General features: G+C 48.4%; 10 protein-coding genes and 2 pseudogenes. 7 read left to right on the top strand and 5 right to left on the bottom strand.

Annotated features, from left to right (window positions below; all coding sequences use genetic code 11):
• Positions 1–54: 54 nt before the first annotated feature.
• Positions 55–193 (bottom strand): annotated as a pseudogene (locus ICW23_RS18990) (hypothetical protein); the annotation flags it as partial.
• A gap of 147 nt (positions 194–340) precedes the next feature.
• Here ICW23_RS18990 and ICW23_RS15270 point away from each other — a divergent pair.
• The 5 genes and pseudogenes from ICW23_RS15270 to ICW23_RS18995 all read left to right on the top strand — a co-directional run.
• On the top strand, positions 341–1,543 hold the full coding sequence (locus ICW23_RS15270) for a GTP-binding protein (RefSeq protein WP_095241778.1): 1,203 nt from the start codon (positions 341–343) through the stop codon (positions 1,541–1,543).
• 63 nt (positions 1,544–1,606) lie between these two features.
• Positions 1,607–2,743: a zinc-dependent alcohol dehydrogenase gene (locus ICW23_RS15275; RefSeq protein ID WP_029575240.1), complete on the top strand. Its 1,137-nt coding sequence runs from the start codon at positions 1,607–1,609 to the stop codon at positions 2,741–2,743.
• A 16-nt stretch (positions 2,744–2,759) separates the two neighbouring features.
• The gene (locus tag ICW23_RS15280; protein WP_016936803.1) at positions 2,760–3,194 is read left to right on the top strand and encodes an RDD family protein; all 435 of its coding nucleotides are present in this window, start codon (positions 2,760–2,762) and stop codon (positions 3,192–3,194) included.
• Positions 3,195–3,311: 117 nt separating this feature from the next.
• A complete protein-coding gene (locus ICW23_RS15285) occupies positions 3,312–3,590 on the top strand; it encodes a YckD family protein (protein ID WP_395941100.1) in 279 nt (92 codons plus the stop codon).
• A gap of 55 nt (positions 3,591–3,645) precedes the next feature.
• Positions 3,646–3,788, top strand: a pseudogene (locus ICW23_RS18995) (family 1 glycosylhydrolase); the annotation flags it as partial.
• 153 nt (positions 3,789–3,941) lie between these two features.
• Here ICW23_RS18995 and comJ read toward each other — a convergent pair.
• The 4 genes from comJ to hxlA form a co-directional block, all read right to left on the bottom strand.
• Positions 3,942–4,340 carry a competence protein ComJ gene (comJ, locus tag ICW23_RS15295; RefSeq protein WP_016936799.1) on the bottom strand — a complete coding sequence of 133 codons (399 nt, stop codon included), beginning with the start codon at positions 4,338–4,340 and terminating at the stop codon, positions 3,942–3,944.
• A gap of 21 nt (positions 4,341–4,361) precedes the next feature.
• Positions 4,362–4,799 carry a NucA/NucB deoxyribonuclease domain-containing protein gene (locus ICW23_RS15300; RefSeq protein ID WP_188154737.1) on the bottom strand — a complete coding sequence of 146 codons (438 nt, stop codon included), beginning with the start codon at positions 4,797–4,799 and terminating at the stop codon, positions 4,362–4,364.
• 356 nt (positions 4,800–5,155) lie between these two features.
• Positions 5,156–5,713: a 6-phospho-3-hexuloisomerase gene (gene hxlB / locus ICW23_RS15305; RefSeq protein WP_016936797.1), complete on the bottom strand. Its 558-nt coding sequence runs from the start codon at positions 5,711–5,713 to the stop codon at positions 5,156–5,158.
• Positions 5,710–6,345, bottom strand: a complete 636-nt coding sequence (gene hxlA, locus ICW23_RS15310; protein ID WP_016936796.1) for a 3-hexulose-6-phosphate synthase — start codon at positions 6,343–6,345, stop codon at positions 5,710–5,712. The genes hxlB and hxlA overlap by 4 nt, the downstream gene beginning before the upstream one ends.
• A gap of 232 nt (positions 6,346–6,577) precedes the next feature.
• Here hxlA and hxlR point away from each other — a divergent pair, with 232 nt between their 5' ends.
• On the top strand, positions 6,578–6,940 hold the full coding sequence (hxlR, locus tag ICW23_RS15315) for a transcriptional activator HxlR (RefSeq protein WP_016936795.1): 363 nt from the start codon (positions 6,578–6,580) through the stop codon (positions 6,938–6,940).
• A gap of 591 nt (positions 6,941–7,531) precedes the next feature.
• On the top strand, positions 7,532–18,286 hold the full coding sequence (gene srfAA, locus ICW23_RS15320; protein ID WP_188154738.1) for a surfactin non-ribosomal peptide synthetase SrfAA: 10,755 nt from the start codon (positions 7,532–7,534) through the stop codon (positions 18,284–18,286).
• Positions 18,287–18,293 lie beyond the last annotated feature (7 nt).

An 18,293-nucleotide genomic window follows, 5' to 3' on the forward strand; every position in this document is an offset into this window, starting at 1 on the left:
ATTTAAGATACATGTTATGAGATGTAACAAAAAATACTAAAAAATCTAAAAATTTTATGAAAAATATATTGGTCTGATACGTGCAGCGCACATCTTTTAAACCGGTCATTTTACAGTCCGGATCCAAAGCTTCACCAATTAAATCGTTGACGTTTTGCGTGTCAGACCAATGGATGGGGACAAACAGTGTATGATGTCTGACTTTTACTTGATTTTAAATAGAGAATGCATCAGAATAAATAGTAACGATTACGATTTAATACACTGTACATATTATTTGAACAGAGACAGTCACAGATAATAAATCGTAATCATTCTATTTTGTTGGGAGGCTATTTTTATGGTGAAAATTCCGGTTACAGTATTGAGCGGCTATCTTGGTGCTGGAAAGACGACAGTTTTGAATCATATTTTACAAAACCGCAACGGTTTAAAAATTGCCGTCATCGTTAATGACATGAGCGAAGTAAACATAGACGCTGGCCTGGTGAAACAGGGAGGGGGCTTATCACGGACAGACGAAAAACTCGTAGAATTATCGAACGGCTGTATCTGCTGCACGCTGCGTGAGGATCTATTAGTCGAAGTTGAGAAACTCGCCAAAGACGGCAGATTTGATTATATCGTGATTGAATCAACAGGGATCAGTGAACCGATTCCCGTTGCCCAGACATTTTCTTATATAGATGAAGAAATGGGCATTGATCTGACAACATTCTGCAGGCTGGACACAATGGTTACCGTGGTAGATGCAAACCGCTTCTGGTATGACTTCCAGTCCGGTGACAGCCTCCTTGACCGGAAAGAAGCTGCGGGAGAAGAGGATGAACGGGAGATTGCCGACCTATTAATTGATCAAATTGAGTTTTGTGATGTGCTTATTTTAAATAAGTGCGACATGGTGGGCGAAAAAGAGCTTGAACAGCTTGAAACAGTTCTTCGCGCATTACAGCCCCGTGCCAAGCTGATCCGATCCGTCCGCGGAGAAGTGCCTGCCGAATGCATTTTGAATACCGGTTTATTTGAGTTTGAAGAAGCGAGTTCATCAGCAGGATGGATAAAGGAGCTGACGGCAGGCCATGAAGCGCACACTCCGGAAACAGAAGAGTATGGAATCACTTCGTTTGTGTATTCACGGCGTCTGCCGTTTCATACCGTTCGTTTTGACAGCTGGCTGCATCAATCAATGCCTGACAGCATTGTGCGCGCAAAGGGAATTGCCTGGTGCGCAACCCACAACAGCTTCGCGCTGCTGATGTCTCAGGCGGGTCCGGCGGTCTCAGTTGAGCCTGTCTCTTATTGGGTGGCGGCGATGCCGAAACTTGAGCAGGAGCAGATCAAACAGCAGGAACCGGAGATTCTGGAGGATTGGGACGCTCAATTCGGAGACCGTCATACGAATCTGGTATTTATCGGGATTGATTTAGATGAAGCAGCCATTACAAAGGAATTAGATCAGTGTCTGCTCACGCCGTCTGAGTTCGATTCTGACTGGTCTCAATTTGAAGATCCTTTTCAATGGGATATTCAGCGGGCTGAATAACATACCAGCCAAGTTTAGAAGCATGTGAGAAGGGAAGGAGTGATGAAAAAGGAGCTGAACAATGTGAAAGCACTGACATACCAAGGAAAAGAACATATGGAAGTGAAAGAAGTCCCTGCACCCGTCATTCAAGATGAGAGGGATGTCATCGTTCGAATCACCGCAACCGGAATTTGCGGTTCAGACCTTCATTTATATAAAAACGGAATACCCGCTGATCCGGGTTACATCGTTGGACACGAGCCAATGGGAATTGTTGAAGAAACGGGCAGTCAAGTGAAAAAGCTGAAAAAAGGCGACCGGGTCGTGATTCCTTTTAACATCGGCTGCGGAGAATGTCATTATTGCAAGCACCAGATGGAAAGCCAGTGTGATGAATCAAATCCCAATCCTCATACAGATGCCGGCGGCTTATTCGGTTTCTCGGAGTTTAACGGTAATTATCCCGGCGGGCAGGCTGAATATTTACGAGTGCCCTATGCTGATTTCTCTTCTTTTCTGGTTCCGGCAGACAGCGAGCTAGAAGATGAACAGGTACTGCTTCTGTCAGATGTCATGCCGACCGCCTTTTGGAGCGTCCAGCACAGCGGAGTGAAAAAAGGAGACACAGTCGTTATTCTGGGCTCAGGTCCGATCGGTTTAATGGCGCAAAAATTCGCTTGGAAAAAAGGCGCAAAGCGGGTCATCGCAGTCGATCAAGTCCCGCACCGCCTTGAACATGCGAGACGCATAAACGGAGCAGAGACCTTCAATTTTTCAGAGCATGAAGAGATCGGGAAACTGCTGCATGAACAAACGTCAGGGGGCGCGGATGTTGTGATTGATTGTGTCGGAATGGACGGCACGCCGCTTTCAAAAGAAAAAGAAAAGCAAAAACCGAATCAGTTCGGAACCATCAGTCCGATTCTGACAGCGTCAGAAGCCGTTAAGAAGTTCGGTACTGTTCAGCTCACAGGCGCATATATTTCCGAAGCGGACGGTTTTCCGATCGGTGATTTTTTCACGCGCAACGTTTCTCTAAAAATGGGCCAGGCACCCGTTATCCATCTGATGCCGATGCTGTATCAAATGGTCGAACAAAATGAAATTGATCCGACGGATATTATTACGCACAAAATGAGTCTTGCGGAAGCCCCTGCTGCATATGATATATTTGACAAAAAAGAAGATGGCAACATTAAAGTGATTTTGAAGCCATAGAGCGAGGGGAAACACAATGAATATTTACAGACCGGCGGGATTTTGGATCAGATTGGGAGCCGCAGTACTCGACTATTTAATTATTTCAGTGCCTTTGGCGATTATTTATATGCTGGCAACGGGAAAAGATCCGGAGGAGAGCGCAATGATCAGCATCATTTTGACTCTTTATTCTATCTTGCTTCCTGTATACTGGAACGGTTATGTTATCGGCAAAAAGATCTGCGGTATCCGCATCGTCAAAAAAGACGGCACTCAGGTAGGCTTTCTCACTATGATTTTAAGAGTGCTTGTGGGCGCCTTAATTTATGGTGTGACGTTAGGAATCGGTGTGATCGTGAGCGCATTTATGGTCGGAATGAGAGAAGACAAACGGTCGATCCATGATTTTGTGGCAGGAACGTATGTTACATACGCATTGCCGGACGAATCGATTGAAAAGAGCGAATAATTTCGCTCTTTTTTTTGCATAAAAACTGGATGGAGGCACAACATATAACAAACGCTAAAGGAGGAAAAAGTCATGAAAAAAGCTGCGTTATCATTGGCTGCGTTTTTCATTACGGCAATGGTTTTCATAATGCCGGCACATGCAACTGAAACAAAAATGCCTTCAACAATGTCACTTACGGTACAGCAGAAAAAAGAAATTGAATCTCTTGAAAAGGAAATACTCGAAAAACGTAAACATGTCATTTCCAAATATGTTGAATACGGTGTCCTGCCGAAAGAAAAAGCAGAGCATATTAAACAGCATATGGACAGGCACTTTAACATGATGAAACAAAATGGCTTTATCCCCAAGCCTCCCCCTCATAAATTGGAAAAGCGGCATCATCATTCTTAAGCATCCGGCAAGATGGGTGCTTTTTTTTGTTTTAGCGGGATTGCTCTGGAACGCAAAAATAACAGGTAAAACGTTTAAAGGCTCAAACGGCGATACAGCAGCCGGCCGTTATGAACGTTATAAAGAAGATGTCGCCTTTATGGCAGAAATGGGTTTGAAAGCTTACCGCTTTCTGTCAGCTGGCCGAGGATTTTTCCGAGCTTCGATTATTCACCGGCTTATCCGCTTACAAGTCACCCTGAAGACAAAACTGCATTTGAAGTTTTTACTGGTATCGGAACGTGATCGAAATAAACGGTAAGAGTTTATAAGAGTTCCCTGAGAGAAATATGTTTCTCTCAGGGTTTTCTTTTACATTGAGGCCGCATCGATAATATACGTATCTGCATGCAGATCGGATAATTCGGCAGGCACTGAATAACAAGTAAGGCTGTATCGGCCTTTCGGAAGATCGAAGAAAAGCCGTTTTGACATCACGCTTTCAATCTCAATTCCATCTTTTACAGCTTCAAAGGAAACAGCCGCTTTTTTCTCATAGGATGGCACCGGTTCATTTGTATTAAGCCTGAGGACAATAAATGCCTTCGTATTTCTCCTTGCTTCAAATGAAACAGCTCCGTCAGCCTCCGCAAATCCTTTTTCAATGGCTTCATCCGTCCAATCGATAACAGGCGGTTCGGAATCTTTTTGGAAGATTGTAAATTGATGATAAGAAATGATAAGTTCTTGCGGTTTCCATGATTTAATCAATGCGCTGCTCCTCCTGTTTCGTTACTTGATTTTAAATAATACTCTCGTTCCATCTGGATCATTGGTAAGCTGGTGTCCGACCCAAGAGCCGGCCCCGCGGTTGTCTGCCGGAGAAATATATTCTACGGAGGCATTGTTTCCGCCCTGTTTACAAACCGCCATGGGCCATTCATCTCTGTCGTACCCCGTTTTTACAGGCACATGTTTAAGAGATTGCTCACGCCGCTTATGTACTCCGTCTCTGTCAATGGTGCATATGGTGGGATGTCCTTCTTTTATCGCGTCCTTAATATGCTTTGCTGTTTCCGGATATCGATCGGACGGAAATAGGATTACTTTGTCGTAATCGCTTTTCTGAACGGTCTGCTCGTTATCTGAGAAAATATCACCCTTGATCAGGGCCGCAACTGCTCCGGCAATGATGATAAGAACAAGCAGCAGTGCTTTTAATGTTTTCAAGAGTATCAATCACCTCCAGTTTTAAATTGCTGTAAAGCTGGTCCAAGAATAAAGCAGAATCGGCCCGCTGTAAAGCTGTTAAAATATATTTTTCAGCCTCAATTCAACTGAATATCTGTAAAACCGTCTGCACAAATCAGTTTTATCCAATAAAAAACCGGTCAGAAAGTCTTTTTTGCAGTTTCTCTATTCAGAAATGAATGATTGCGGCCGTCTGAATAATTGGCTATTATAGCGATAAGCTCACCGGCAGGGTATCTTCGTCAGCGAGTTTCCGGGTGAAGACTTGGCCGGGTGTAATCGAGCGCCGCAGGACGATAAAAAGACGGCCATCTGATAAGAAGGCCGCCAGTATATCATTCCAGATTTGCATGATTTGCAAACATGTCTGCCGAATTCAGTTCTTTTTTCTCCATGATTTTTAGAATAACCGCATCGTAAAACAGCAGGAGAGTCTGTTCAAATAAAGAGCCCATCGGCTGAATCGTCTTTCTGTCTCCGCCGGTCTCATCCTTAGGAGAGCCGGGAATCGTTATCGTAAGATCCGCAAGTCTGCCGAGACTCGAGTCAGGATTAATCGTTAATGCAGTGATGGTGCCATTAAGGCTTTTGGCTTTTTCAGCGGTATGAAGCAGGCTTTTTGTTTCGCCTGAGCCTGAGCCGATGATGACGAGACCGCCTTCTTTGAGGGGAGGGGCAAGCGTCTCACCGACGATGTAAGCGTTCAGCCCGATATGCATCATCCTCATGGCGAACGCTTTAGCCATAAAACCAGAACGGCCCGCTCCGGACGTGAAGATCTGATCTGCAGCTAAAATCTGATCCGCAAGCTTGTCAGCTTCATTGTCGGCTATTAACGCTGCAGTACGGGATAATTCATTTAGGATTTCATGTAAGTATTCCGTCGTTTTCATGATCCTTGTGTGATCAGCTGTTTCATTTTAGAAGCAGTATCCGCTTTATTGTCAGCTCCCGTAATGCCTCCGCCGACAATGATTAAATCTGGGTTTTGTTTGATGGCTTCAGGAAGCGTATCAAGTTTAATGCCTCCGGCAATTGCGGTTTTAGCGCTCTTGACTGCTTTTTTAATCGCCGTCAGTTCCTCGAATGAATTTTTTCCTTCTGCTTGAAGATCATAACCTGTGTGGACACAAATATAATCAACACCGAGTTGGTCAATTTCTTTTGCCCGTGTTTCAAGGTCTTTTACGTTGATCATATCGACGAGGATTTTTTTCTGTTGTTTTTTTGCTTCGGCAACCGCTCCTTTGATCGTCGAATCATCTGTCGCCCCTAAAACGGTGATGATGTCGGCGCCTGCTTCTGCCGCTTTCATAATCTCGTAACCGCCTGCATCCATGATTTTAAGATCGGCAAGCACTTTCAGGTGAGGAAAGGCTGTTTTCATTTCCTGCACGGCTTTCAGTCCTTCATTAATGACGACGGGAGTGCCGATTTCTACAACATCTATATATTGTTCGACCTCTTTCACAAGTTCAATTGCTTCAGGGATATTCACTAAGTCTAATGCCAGCTGTAATTCCACTGTATATTCACTCCTCTTCTTAATGTATCTACATTCTATAGAGTGCCCTGCATGTTGAAAAGTACGCACTTTAAAGTCTAATAGTTACTTTGAGGATACTGTCCCCCGCAGGCAATGTGTTTTGTCTCAGCAAAACTGCGTGGTAGTATAAATGGATGAAAGCTCTGTGAAAAAGTAAGCAAGTGTTTATAGATGATCAACGTACGAAAAGTAAGAGGAAGGAGAATGGCCCGTGAGCCGAATGGATAAGAAAACGTTTAATTGCGAAAAGGAATTGACGCTTGCCGTGATAGGCGGGAAGTGGAAAATGCTGATTATGTGGCACCTGGGAAAAGAAGGGACAAAACGATTTAATGAGCTGAAAGCTTTAATTCCTGATATTACGCACAAAATTCTTGTGAATCAGCTCAGGGAGCTGGAGCAGGATCTGATCGTTCACAGGGAAGTTTACCCTGTTGTTCCCCCGAAAGTGGAGTACTCATTAACGGAGCAAGGAGAGACCCTTATGCCGATTTTGGACGCTATGTATAAGTGGGGAAAAGAATATATGGAATTAATCAACATTGATAAAACTGCAATAAAGGAATCTTTTTGAAGCGCTCTATGGAAAATAGGGCGCTTTTTTTTGCGCGGTTTAATGAAATCATATTGCGAACGATTAAATCTCCTGTTTCGGTTCTTGCGCTGTTTTTTCCCCGTCAGCTAATATATGAAAACTATTTTCATTCTGCCATAACTGGATATTCGAAAGATTTATACTATAGTTTAAAGATTTTTAATTTTACATAAATAATATTTTTAAAAATAAATTGCGGGATGCCGCAAAATACCCTCTGGAATTGTCGGAATTTTTTTCGGTGTGCCGCATGAAACTTTTCACCCATTTTTCGGTGATAAAAACAATAATTTCATATAAAGTGAACGTAAGTAGATATATAGTAATTCATGAAGAAATAGGTAAACCCTGTTGCTTACAAACATTGGATTCTTGTCTTGATTTCTCATAAATTTGAGCCGAATTTCGGACTGTGCGGGTGAATGGATTGCGGATTTCGGCGGTGATTAAATCGGGATCGTTTTGGAGGTAAGTGGTTCTTTTGGCTTGATAATGAGTTAGGGACATTGAGGGAGGCTGTTTCTAAGGGAGAACTGACAAATTTATCTTAAAAAGGGGAGGCGCACACATATGGAAATAACTTTTTATCCTTTAACAAATGCACAAAAACGTATCTGGTATACAGAAAAATTCTATCCGAACACAAGTATTTCAAATCTTGCGGGTTTCGGAAAGCTCATTTCTGAGGACGGCGTACAAGCTCATATCGTTGAGAAAGCGATACAGGAATTCGTCCGTCGCCATGAGTCGATGAGAATCCGTCTTCGGCTTGATGATGAGGGAGAGCCCGTTCAATATGTGAGCGAATACCGTCCGCTGACGATCGAGCATACAGACATCAGGCAAGCCGGCTGCTCTGCGGAAGAGCTGTCAAAATGGGGACGTGACGAGGCAAGCAAACCTCTGGCGTTATATGATCAGGATTTATTCCGTTTTTCCGTGTACACTATCAGCGAAAATGAGGTCTGGTTCTACGTTAATGTGCATCACGTTATTTCAGACGGAATTTCCATGACGATTCTGGGCAATACGATTACTGATATTTATTTGGAGCTTTCGGGCGGAGCAAGTGAGAACGAGGCGGAGATTCCTTCCTTCATCGAGCATGTGCTGACAGAGCAGGAATATGTGCAGTCGAAGCGGTTTAAAAAGGATCGGGATTTTTGGAACGGACAGTTTGAGACCGTACCGGAGCTTGTGTCTTTAAAACGGAGCCAGGCAGATGCGGGTCTTGATGCGAAACGGTTTTCTCAAGAAATTCCTCATGACCTGTACGGCCGGATTCAATCATTTTGCGGGGAGCATAAAGTCAGCGTTCTTTCCTTGTTCCAGTCAGCTCTGATCGCTTATCTCTACAAAGTGACAGGCCGGGATGACGTCGTCACGGGTACGTTTATGGGAAACCGGACGAATGCGAAAGAAAAGCAGATGCTCGGGATGTTCGTATCCACGGTGCCTGTGCGGACAAGTGTTGACGGAAGCCAGCCGTTCTTGGAATTCGTCAAAGGCCGGATGAAGGATCTGATGAAAATTCTTCGCCACCAAAAGTATCCGTATAACCTGCTTGTCAATGATTTGCGTGCTTCAAAAAGTTCGCTGAGCAGATTGTTTACGGTGGCTCTGGAGTATCAAGTGATGCAGTGGCAGAAAAAAGAGAATCTGTCCTTCCTGACGGACCCGATCTTCAGCGGAAGCGGAACAAATGATATATCGATTCACGTGAAGGAACGATGGGACACCGGGAAATTGACGATTGATTTTGACTATCGCAGTGACATATTCAAGGCGGACGAAATTGCTTCTGTTTCTGAACGTTTGATCACGCTGATTGAAGATGCGATATCATCTCCTGACCGTGTAATTGATGAGCTCGCTCTTCTTTCAGAATCGGAGAAAGAGCTGCTTCTGAAGCGTGCCTCCGGCAATCCGGTCGCTTATCGCAAGGAGATGACGATTCCGGCGCTGTTTGAAGAGAAAGCGAAGGCACTGTCTGACAAACCCGCGGTTGTATATGAAGGCCGGACATTGTCCTATCGCACATTGAATGAACAGTCAGGCCGTATCGCCGGACGCCTTCTTAAAGCCGGGATATCAGCCGATTCTCCTGTCGCTGTGCTGCTTGGCCGATCTGACCGTGTTATTGCGGCAATATTGGGAATTTTGAAAGCGGGCGGCGCATATGTGCCGATTGATCCTGACTTTCCGGCGGATCGGATTCAGTACATCTTGGAGGACAGCGGAGCGAAGGCTGTTCTGACAGAGGCGGGAATACAGGCGCCTGAAACGAATGCCGAACAGATTGATTTTGATGAGGCCGTTCAGTATGAGACGGCCGCTGACGGTGTCTGCACACAATCAGACCGGCTGGCTTACATTATCTATACGTCCGGTACAACTGGGCGGCCGAAAGGCGTGATGATTGAACATCGGCAAGTTCATCACCTGGTTCAATCACTGCAGCAGGAGATTTATCAGTGCGGTGAACTGACATTAAGAATGGCGCTGTTGGCCCCGTTTCATTTTGATGCGTCCGTTAAACAGATTTTCGCCTCGCTTCTTTTAGGTCAGACGCTTTATATCGTGCCGAAAACAACTGTAACAAACGGCTCTTCACTGCTGGACTATTATCGTCAAAACCGGATTGAAGCCACTGACGGAACGCCTGCGCATCTGCAGATGATGGTCGCAACGGGAGATGTCAGCGGAATTGAACTGCGCCACATGCTCATTGGGGGAGAAGGTCTGTCCGCCGCTGTTGCTGAACAGCTGATGACGCTCTTTCATCAATCGGGCAAAGCGCCGCGGCTGACAAATGTCTACGGGCCGACGGAAACGTGCGTAGATGCGTCCGTGTATGAGGTGTCACAAGATAACGGAATGAATCAGCAGGCGGCGTACGTTCCGATCGGAAAACCGCTCGGCAACGCCCGGCTGTATATATTGGATAAGCACAAACGGCTTCAGCCTGACGGCACTGCTGGTGAGCTGTATATCGCGGGAGACGGTGTAGGCCGCGGCTATTTAAATCTTCCGGATTTGACCGCAGAGAAGTTTTTGCAGGACCCGTTTAACGAGAGCGGCCGCATGTACCGCACGGGTGATATGGCGCGCTGGCTGCCGGACGGAACAATCGAATATATCGGCCGAGAAGACGATCAAGTGAAAGTCCGCGGCTACCGTATTGAGCTGGGAGAAATTGAAACGGTGCTCAGAAAAGCTCCGGGCGCGGCGGAGGCCGTCGTGCTGGCACGACCGGATCAGCAGGGCAGCTTAGATGTTTGCGCATATATCGTTCAAGAAAAAGGAACTGAGTTTCACCCTGCCGAGTACCGGGAGTATGTGTCCAAACACCTTCCTGATTACATGGTGCCCGCTTACTTTACAAAAACGGATAAAATTCCGCTTACGCCGAGCGGGAAGGCAGACCGCAAAAAGCTGTTCGCGCTTGATGTGCAGGCTGTCAGTTCGTCAGAGTATGCGGCGCCGAGAAATGAGACGGAGAAAACGCTCGCCGTCATCTGGCAGGAAGTCCTCGGAATGGACAAGGTGGGTATTTATGACCATTTCTTCGAGTCTGGCGGTCATTCCTTAAAGGCAATGACGCTTTTGACGAAAATTCATAAGCAAATGGGCGTGGAAATCCCGCTGCAATACTTGTTTGAGCATCCGACAATCGCGGCGCTTGCCGATTATGCGGTAAGCCGAAACGAAGGGCCGGATTACAGTGCGATTAAGCCGGCTGAGAAGCAGGAGAGCTATCCGCTTTCGCTCGCCCAGCAGCGCATCTATATCGCGAGCCAATTTGAAGATGCGGGGGTCGGGTATAACATGCCGGCAGCAGCCGTTATCGAAGGCGCGTTAGACCGTGAAAAACTTGAGCGTGCATTTTCTGTCTTAATCAGCAGGCATGAAGCGCTCAGAACATCGTTTCAATCAGAGGACGGCACGCCGAGACAGGTGATTCACGAGCATGTTCCGTTTCATATTGAAATGATCGAAGCGAGCGGGAGAACGAATGAACAGGTAATGAAGGATTTTGTGCGCCGTTTTGAGCTGGCGGAGGCGCCTTTGTTCAGAATCGGCCTGCAAACGCTCGGTCACAATCGCCATATGCTGCTGTTTGATATGCATCACCTGATTTCAGACGGAGTGTCAATTTCCATCATGCTGAAGGAACTGGCAGAGATCTATAGCGGAAAACAGCTGCCTGACTTGCATATTCAATATAAAGATTACGCCGTTTGGCAAGCGGAACGGGCGGAAGAAGGCTACAAGAAAGAGCGGGCGTATTGGAAAGAAGTCTTTAGCGGCGAACTGCCGGTGCTTCAGCTGCTCCCTGATTACCCGCGGCCGCAGGTGCAAAGCTTTGAGGGTGACCGCGTATCAGTCAAGCTGCCGAAAGAGCTGCGGGACCGGCTGCAGAAGCTCGCCGGGAAAAACGGAGCCACCCTTTATATGGTGCTGTTATCGGCATATTATACGCTGCTTTCTAAGTATTCAGGACAGGAAGACATCATCGTGGGAACACCATCGGCGGGAAGAAATCATTCCGATACCGAGGGACTGATCGGGATGTTTGTCAACACGCTTGCGCTGCGAAGCTCCGTGAAGCAGGATCAGACATTTACAGACTTGTTAGGTCATGTTCGCAAGCAGGTGCTGGACGCGTTTTCTCACCAGGACTATCCGTTTGAGTGGCTGACCGAGGAGCTGAATGTGCCCCGGGATATGAGCAGGCATCCGATATTTGATACGATGTTCAGTCTGCAAAATGCTTCGGACGGAATTCCGGAGATCGGCAATCTTACGCTGTCTCTTCATGAAACCAACTTCAATATCGCCAAATTCGATCTGACAATGCAGGCCCGGGATACAGCGGAAGGCATTGCGCTCGATTTGGATTATTGCACGAAGCTGTTTAAGCGCTCGACGGCGGATCGCCTGCTTGCGCACTATGTCCGCCTGCTGGAGAGTGCGGCAGCTCAGCCGGATGCAAAAATCAGCGAATATGACCTGCTTTCTGAACGGGAGGCTTTGAATCAATTACAGCGGTTCAATCCGGAGCGCACGGCCTATCCGAAAGAGCAAACGATCGTGCAGATCTTTGAAGAACAGGCCCGAAAGAACCCTGACCGGACGGCTCTTCAGTTCGAAGGGGAAACCCTGTCGTATCAGCAGCTGAATGAACGCGCCAACAGGCTTGCGCGGCATATTCTTTCGGTCGGAGGCGGCGGGAAAACCGCGGCTGTTTTATATGAACGGTCAATGGACATGATTGTTTCCATTATGGCTGTATTAAAAGCGGGGTCAGCCTATGTGCCGATTGATCCTGAACATCCGGTTCAGCGGATTCAGCATTTCTTCCGCGACAGCGGGGCGAGTGTGCTCCTGACTCAGCGAAGCCTCAAGCCGATTGCGGAAAAGGCCGGTTTTCAAGGCGTCATTGTGCTTGCTGATGATGAGGAAAGCTATGAAAAGGACTCTCATAATCCAGCATTGCCGTTTGACTCCAAGACGATTGCCAATCTCACTTATACATCAGGAACGACGGGAACGCCGAAAGGAAACATCGTCACACATGCCAACATTTTGCGGACGGTAAAGAACACGAACTATTTGACCGTTTCTGAAGAAGATACTGTGCTCGGACTGTCAAACTACGTCTTTGACGCCTTTATGTTTGATATGTTCGGTTCGCTGTTAAACGGTGCAAAGCTTGTGATCGTCCCGAAAGATACGGTGCTGGACATGACCCGTTTGTCCCGCGTGATCAAACGGGAGAATGTAAGCATTCTGATGATTACGACGGCCCTGTTCCACCTGCTTGTTGATATGGAGCCGTCCTGTCTGACGACGCTTCGGAAAATCATGTTCGGGGGCGAAAGGGCGTCTGTTGAGCATGTCAAAAAGGCGCTGGCGGCAGTCGGAAAAGGAAAACTGCTTCATATGTACGGTCCGTCTGAGAGCACGGTGTTTGCGACATACCACCCGGTAGATGTGATTGAAGAGGATACGCTCTCCGTTCCGATCGGAAAACCGGTCAGCAATACGGAAATCTTCATCATGAACACGGCCGGACGAATGCAGCCGGCAGGTATCCCGGGCGAGCTGTGCGTCAGCGGGGAAGGTCTCGTGGAAGGCTATTACAACCGTCCTGAACTGACGGAAGAAAAATTTGTGGAGCATCCGTTTAAAGAAGGTGAACGGATGTATAAAACGGGCGACTTGGCCAGATGGCTGCCGAATGGCGATATCGAGTTTATCGGACGTATCGACCATCAGGTGAAAATCCGCGGCCAGCGGATTGAGCTTGGCGAAATTGAGCACCAGATCCAAAGCCATGACCAGATCCAGGAATGCATCGTGCTCGCTGTGGACCAGGGAGCGGGTGACAAACTTCTTTGCGCGTATTTTGTCGGCCTCCGAGAAATCTCTTCCCAGGAGCTGAGGGAGCATACGGCGAAGGATCTTCCGGCTTACATGATTCCGGCCGTCTTTATTCAAATGGATGAACTGCCTCTTACAGGAAACGGGAAGATCGACAGACGGGCGCTGCCGATGCCTGATGTTACCGCAGCGAATGCTGTGTCATATACGGCGCCGCGCAATGAAACAGAACAAAAACTGGCGGATATTTGGGCTGAGGTGCTGCAAATGGAGCGGGTCGGCGTGCACGATCAGTTCTTTGAGATCGGAGGCCATTCGTTAGCGGGAATGAAACTGCTTGCTCTCATCCAGAAGACATTCGGCGTGCAGCTTACATTAAAGGATCTGTTCACTTCTCCGACGGTTGCGGGACTGACGCAGCTGATTGAAGGCGCTGAGCAGAAGACGGCTGAAAGCATCGTACCGGCGGCTGTGCAGGAAACGTATCCGGTTTCTTCACCGCAGAAGCGGATGTTCGTGCTTCAGCAGCTGGAAGGCGCTGAAACAAGCTACAACATGCCGTCTGTGCTCCGCTTAAAAGGGAAGCTTGATGCAGAAAAGCTGAAATCTGTCATGAAACAGCTGACAGAACGCCATGAAGCCTTCAGAACGACGTTTGACATAAAGGATGGAGAAACAGTTCAGCGTATATGGGCCGAAGCTGATATTGACATGGAATATTACGAAGCCTCTGAGGAAGACGCTGGACAAATTATTCAGAGCTTTATCCGCCCGTTCCGCCTGGATCAGCTTCCTCTCGTCAGAACGGGGCTGGTTAAGCTGGCTGAACATGATCACCTGCTGCTGTTTGACATGCACCATATCATTTCGGACGGCGCTTCAGTCGGCGTGCTGATAGATGAACTGTCCCGCCTGTATGGCGGCGAAACGCTTGAGCAGCCGCGGATTCATTATAAAGACTATGCGGTATGGCAGCAGAAATTTATTCAATCAGAGCAGTACCGCAAGCAGGAGGAGCATTGGCTTCGGGAGCTTGACGGCGAGCTTCCGGTATTGACGCTGCCGGCTGATTACAGCCGTCCGGCTGTGCAAACCTTTGAAGGAGACAAGCTGGTCTTTTCACTGACTGAAGAACAGACGTCGGCTCTTCGCAGTCTTGCGAAACAAACGGATTCTACCATGTACATGGTGCTGCTGGCGTCATACAGCGCTTTTCTCTCAAAATTGAGCGGACAGCATGACATCATTGTCGGCTCTCCGGTTGCGGGACGGTCACATGCGGATCTCGCTAACGTCATCGGTGTGTTTGTGAATACACTCGCGCTTCGGTCGTATCCGGAAGCGGACAAAACGTTCACAGATTATCTTGAAGAAGTAAAACAAACCGCTTTACGTGCATTTGATGCGCAGGATTATCCGCTTGAGGACCTTCTGCAAAAGATTGAGGTGCAGCGTGATACGAGCCGAAATCCGCTGTTCGATGCGGTATTCTCCATGCAAAACGCAAATGCTGAAGATCTGGTCATGGAAGGAATTGAGCTGAAGCACCATCCGTTTGACAGAAAAACAGCCAAGTTTGACCTGACGATGACGGCTGATGACACAGACGGAGGCTTAACGTTTGTGCTTGAATATAACACTGCGCTGTTTAAACCGGAAACGGCAGAGACGTGGAAGCATTATTGGCTTCATCTGTTAGAAGCCGCCGCGGAAAATCCGGCCGCGAAGCTTTCTGAGCTTTCATTGGTGAATGAAACAGAAAAACAAGCCCTTCTTGACGCATGGAAAGGAAAAACAATTTCCGTGCCGCGGGACAAAACGGTTCACCGTCTCTTTGAAGAAACGGCCGCCCGCCACGCGAACCGTCCGGCTGTGGCATACAACGGCGCGAAATGGACGTACGGCGAGCTGAATGCAAGGGCGAACCGGATCGCGCGCATTCTCATGGACTGCGGTGTTACAGCTGACGAACGTGTCGGCATTTTGACGAAACCGTCCTTGGAAATGGCTGCGGGCGTACTCGGCGTCCTGAAAGCGGGCGCGGCATTTGTGCCGATTGACCCGGATTACCCGAAAGAGCGGATCAGCTACATTCTGCAGGACAGCGGGGCCAAGCTGCTTCTCACGCAGGAAGCGCTCGACGTGCCGGAAAGCTACAAAGGAGACACGATCCTGCTTGACGGCAGCCGCTCCATTCTGAGCCTGCCGCTTGATGAAAACGATGAAGCGAACCCGCAGACGGAAACCACGGCGGATCATCTCGCTTATATGATTTACACGTCAGGAACGACCGGACAGCCGAAGGGTGTCATGGTCGAACACCACGCGCTGGTGAACCTGTGTTTCTGGCATCACGACGCATTCGCCATGACGGCCGAGGATAAAAGCGTCAAATACGCTGGCTTCGGTTTTGACGCCTCCATCTGGGAGATGTTCCCGACATGGACCATCGGTGCTGAGCTTCATGTCATTGATGAAGCGATCCGGCTGGATATCACCCGCTTAAATCACTATTTCGAAGAGCACGGCGTGACGATCACTTTCCTGCCGACGCAGCTGGCCGAACAATTTATGGAGCTGGAAAATACCTCTCTCCGTATGCTTCTCGTCGGAGGCGACAAGCTGAAGCGGGCGGTGAAGCAGCCGTACACGATCGTCAACAACTACGGCCCGACGGAGAACACCGTCGTTGCGACAAGCGGCGTCATCAATCCGGAGGAAGGATCGCTTTCGATCGGACGGGCGATTGCCAATACGAGAGCGTATATTCTCGGTGATGGCGATCAGGTGCAGCCGGAAGGCATTGCCGGTGAATTGTGCGTGGCAGGCCGCGGACTTGCGCGCGGATACCTGAACCGTGAGGAAGAAACGGCGAAGCGGTTTACCGCAGATCCGTTCGTGCCAGGCGAGCGCATGTACCGGACCGGCGACCTCGTCAAATGGAACGCGCAGTGCGGCATCGAATACATCGGCCGCATCGACCAGCAGGTCAAAGTGCGCGGATACCGAATCGAGCTTTCAGAAATCGAAGTCCGCCTCGCGCAGCTTGCGGACGTTCATGACGCGGCGGTGACGGCGGTGGAAGACAAAGCGGGCAATACCGCGCTTTGCGCCTATGTCGCACCTCAGCAGGATGATATCGAAGCGCTCAAAGCCGCGCTGAAAAACACGCTTCCGGACTACATGGTCCCGGCGTTCTGGGTGGAGATGGACGAGCTTCCGGTCACCGCAAACGGCAAGATTGACAAAAAAGCCCTGCCGGCGCCGGACATTGAAGCGGGAAGCGCCGCGTACAAAGCGCCGGAAACAGAGATGGAGACGCTGCTTTCTGACATTTGGCAGGAAGTGCTCGGACTGGATCAGATCGGCGTAAGCGATAATTTCTTCACGCTCGGCGGCGACTCGATCAAAGGCATTCAAATGGCGAGCCGTTTGAACCAGCACGGCTACAAGCTGGAGATGAAAGACCTCTTCCAGCACCCGACCATCGAAGAGCTCGTCTCTTACGTGGAACGGACGGAAGGCAAGCAGGCCGACCAGGGACCTGTCGAAGGCGAAGCGGAATTAACGCCGATCCAGCGCTGGTTCTTTGAGAAAAACTTTACGGACAAACACCACTGGAACCAATCCGTCATGCTTCACGCAAAAGACGGCTTTGATCCGGTTCTGGTGGAAAGAACCCTGCAAGCATTGATGGAACACCATGATGCACTCCGTATGGTTTACCGTGAGCAAAAGCCATATTACAAAGGGCTTGAGGAGGCGTCTGTTGAACTGAACGTCTTTGAACTGAACGGACTCAGCGAAGATCATGAAGACCGTATCGAACGGGAAGCAGACCGTCTTCAAAGCAGTATTTCACTGGAAGCGGGACCTCTGCTGAAGGCCGGGCTCTTCCGGGCGGAAGACGGAGACCACCTTCTCCTTGCGATCCATCACTTAGTCGTAGACGGTGTATCTTGGCGGATTTTACTGGAGGACTTCACGTCTGTTTATACACAGCTCAAGCAAGGCAATGACCCGGCGCTGCCGCCGAAAACACATTCATTCGCCGAATTTGCCGAGAGAATCAAAGAATACGCAAATACGAAGGCGTTTCTGAAAGAAGTTGATTACTGGAAAGAGCTTGAGGAGAAAGAGGTATGCACTCAGCTCCCGAAAGACAGGCAGTCTGGGGATCAGCGCATGAGACATACAAGAACGGTCAGCTTCTCTCTGACGGCTGAACAAACTGAACAGCTGACCACAAACGTCCATGAAGCCTACCACACAGAAATGAATGATATTCTGCTGACGGCGCTCGGACTGGCGCTCAAGGAGTGGACGGGTGAAGACACGATCGGCGTTCATTTGGAAGGCCACGGACGTGAAGACATTCTTGACGGCTTGAATATCACCCGGACGGTCGGCTGGTTTACGAGCATGTATCCGATGATCCTTGAGATGAAACACGCCGACGACCTTTCATATCAGCTGAAACAAATGAAAGAAGACATCAGGCATATCCCGAACAAAGGAGTCGGCTACGGCATTCTGCGTTATGTAACGGCGCCTGAGCATAAAGAGAATCTTTCGTTTGAGATTGATCCGGATATCAGCTTTAACTACTTAGGCCAGTTTAATGAGATGTCGGATTCCGGCTTATTTACAAGATCCGATATGCCGTCCGGACAATCGCTGAGCCCGGACACAGAGAAGCCGAATGCGCTTGATATTGTCGGATTTATAGAAAATGGGCAGATGACGATGACGTTTGCCTATCATTCTCTCGAATTTCATGAAAAAACCATCCAATCGTTCAGTGACAGCTTTAAAGGGCACCTCCTGAAAATCATAGATCATTGCCTGGCTCAAGACGGTCCTGAACTTACGCCTAGTGATCTTGGTGATGATGATCTGACGCTTGATGAACTTGATAAATTAATGGAAATTCTCTAACAGAAAA

This window comes from Bacillus sp. 1021 (assembly GCF_014534735.1).
In the GTDB taxonomy this organism is placed as follows: Bacteria; Bacillota; Bacilli; order Bacillales; family Bacillaceae; genus Bacillus; species Bacillus siamensis.

Coding starts and splice junctions, on each gene's coding strand:
- srfAA (WP_188154738.1), top strand. CDS start 7,532: ATGGAAATAACTTTTTATCCTTTAACAAATGCACAAAAACGTATCTGG.
- ICW23_RS15285 (WP_395941100.1), top strand. CDS start 3,312: ATGGTTTTCATAATGCCGGCACATGCAACTGAAACAAAAATGCCTTCA.
- hxlB (WP_016936797.1), bottom strand. CDS start 5,713: ATGAAAACGACGGAATACTTACATGAAATCCTAAATGAATTATCCCGT.
- ICW23_RS15270 (WP_095241778.1), top strand. CDS start 341: ATGGTGAAAATTCCGGTTACAGTATTGAGCGGCTATCTTGGTGCTGGA.
- ICW23_RS15280 (WP_016936803.1), top strand. CDS start 2,760: ATGAATATTTACAGACCGGCGGGATTTTGGATCAGATTGGGAGCCGCA.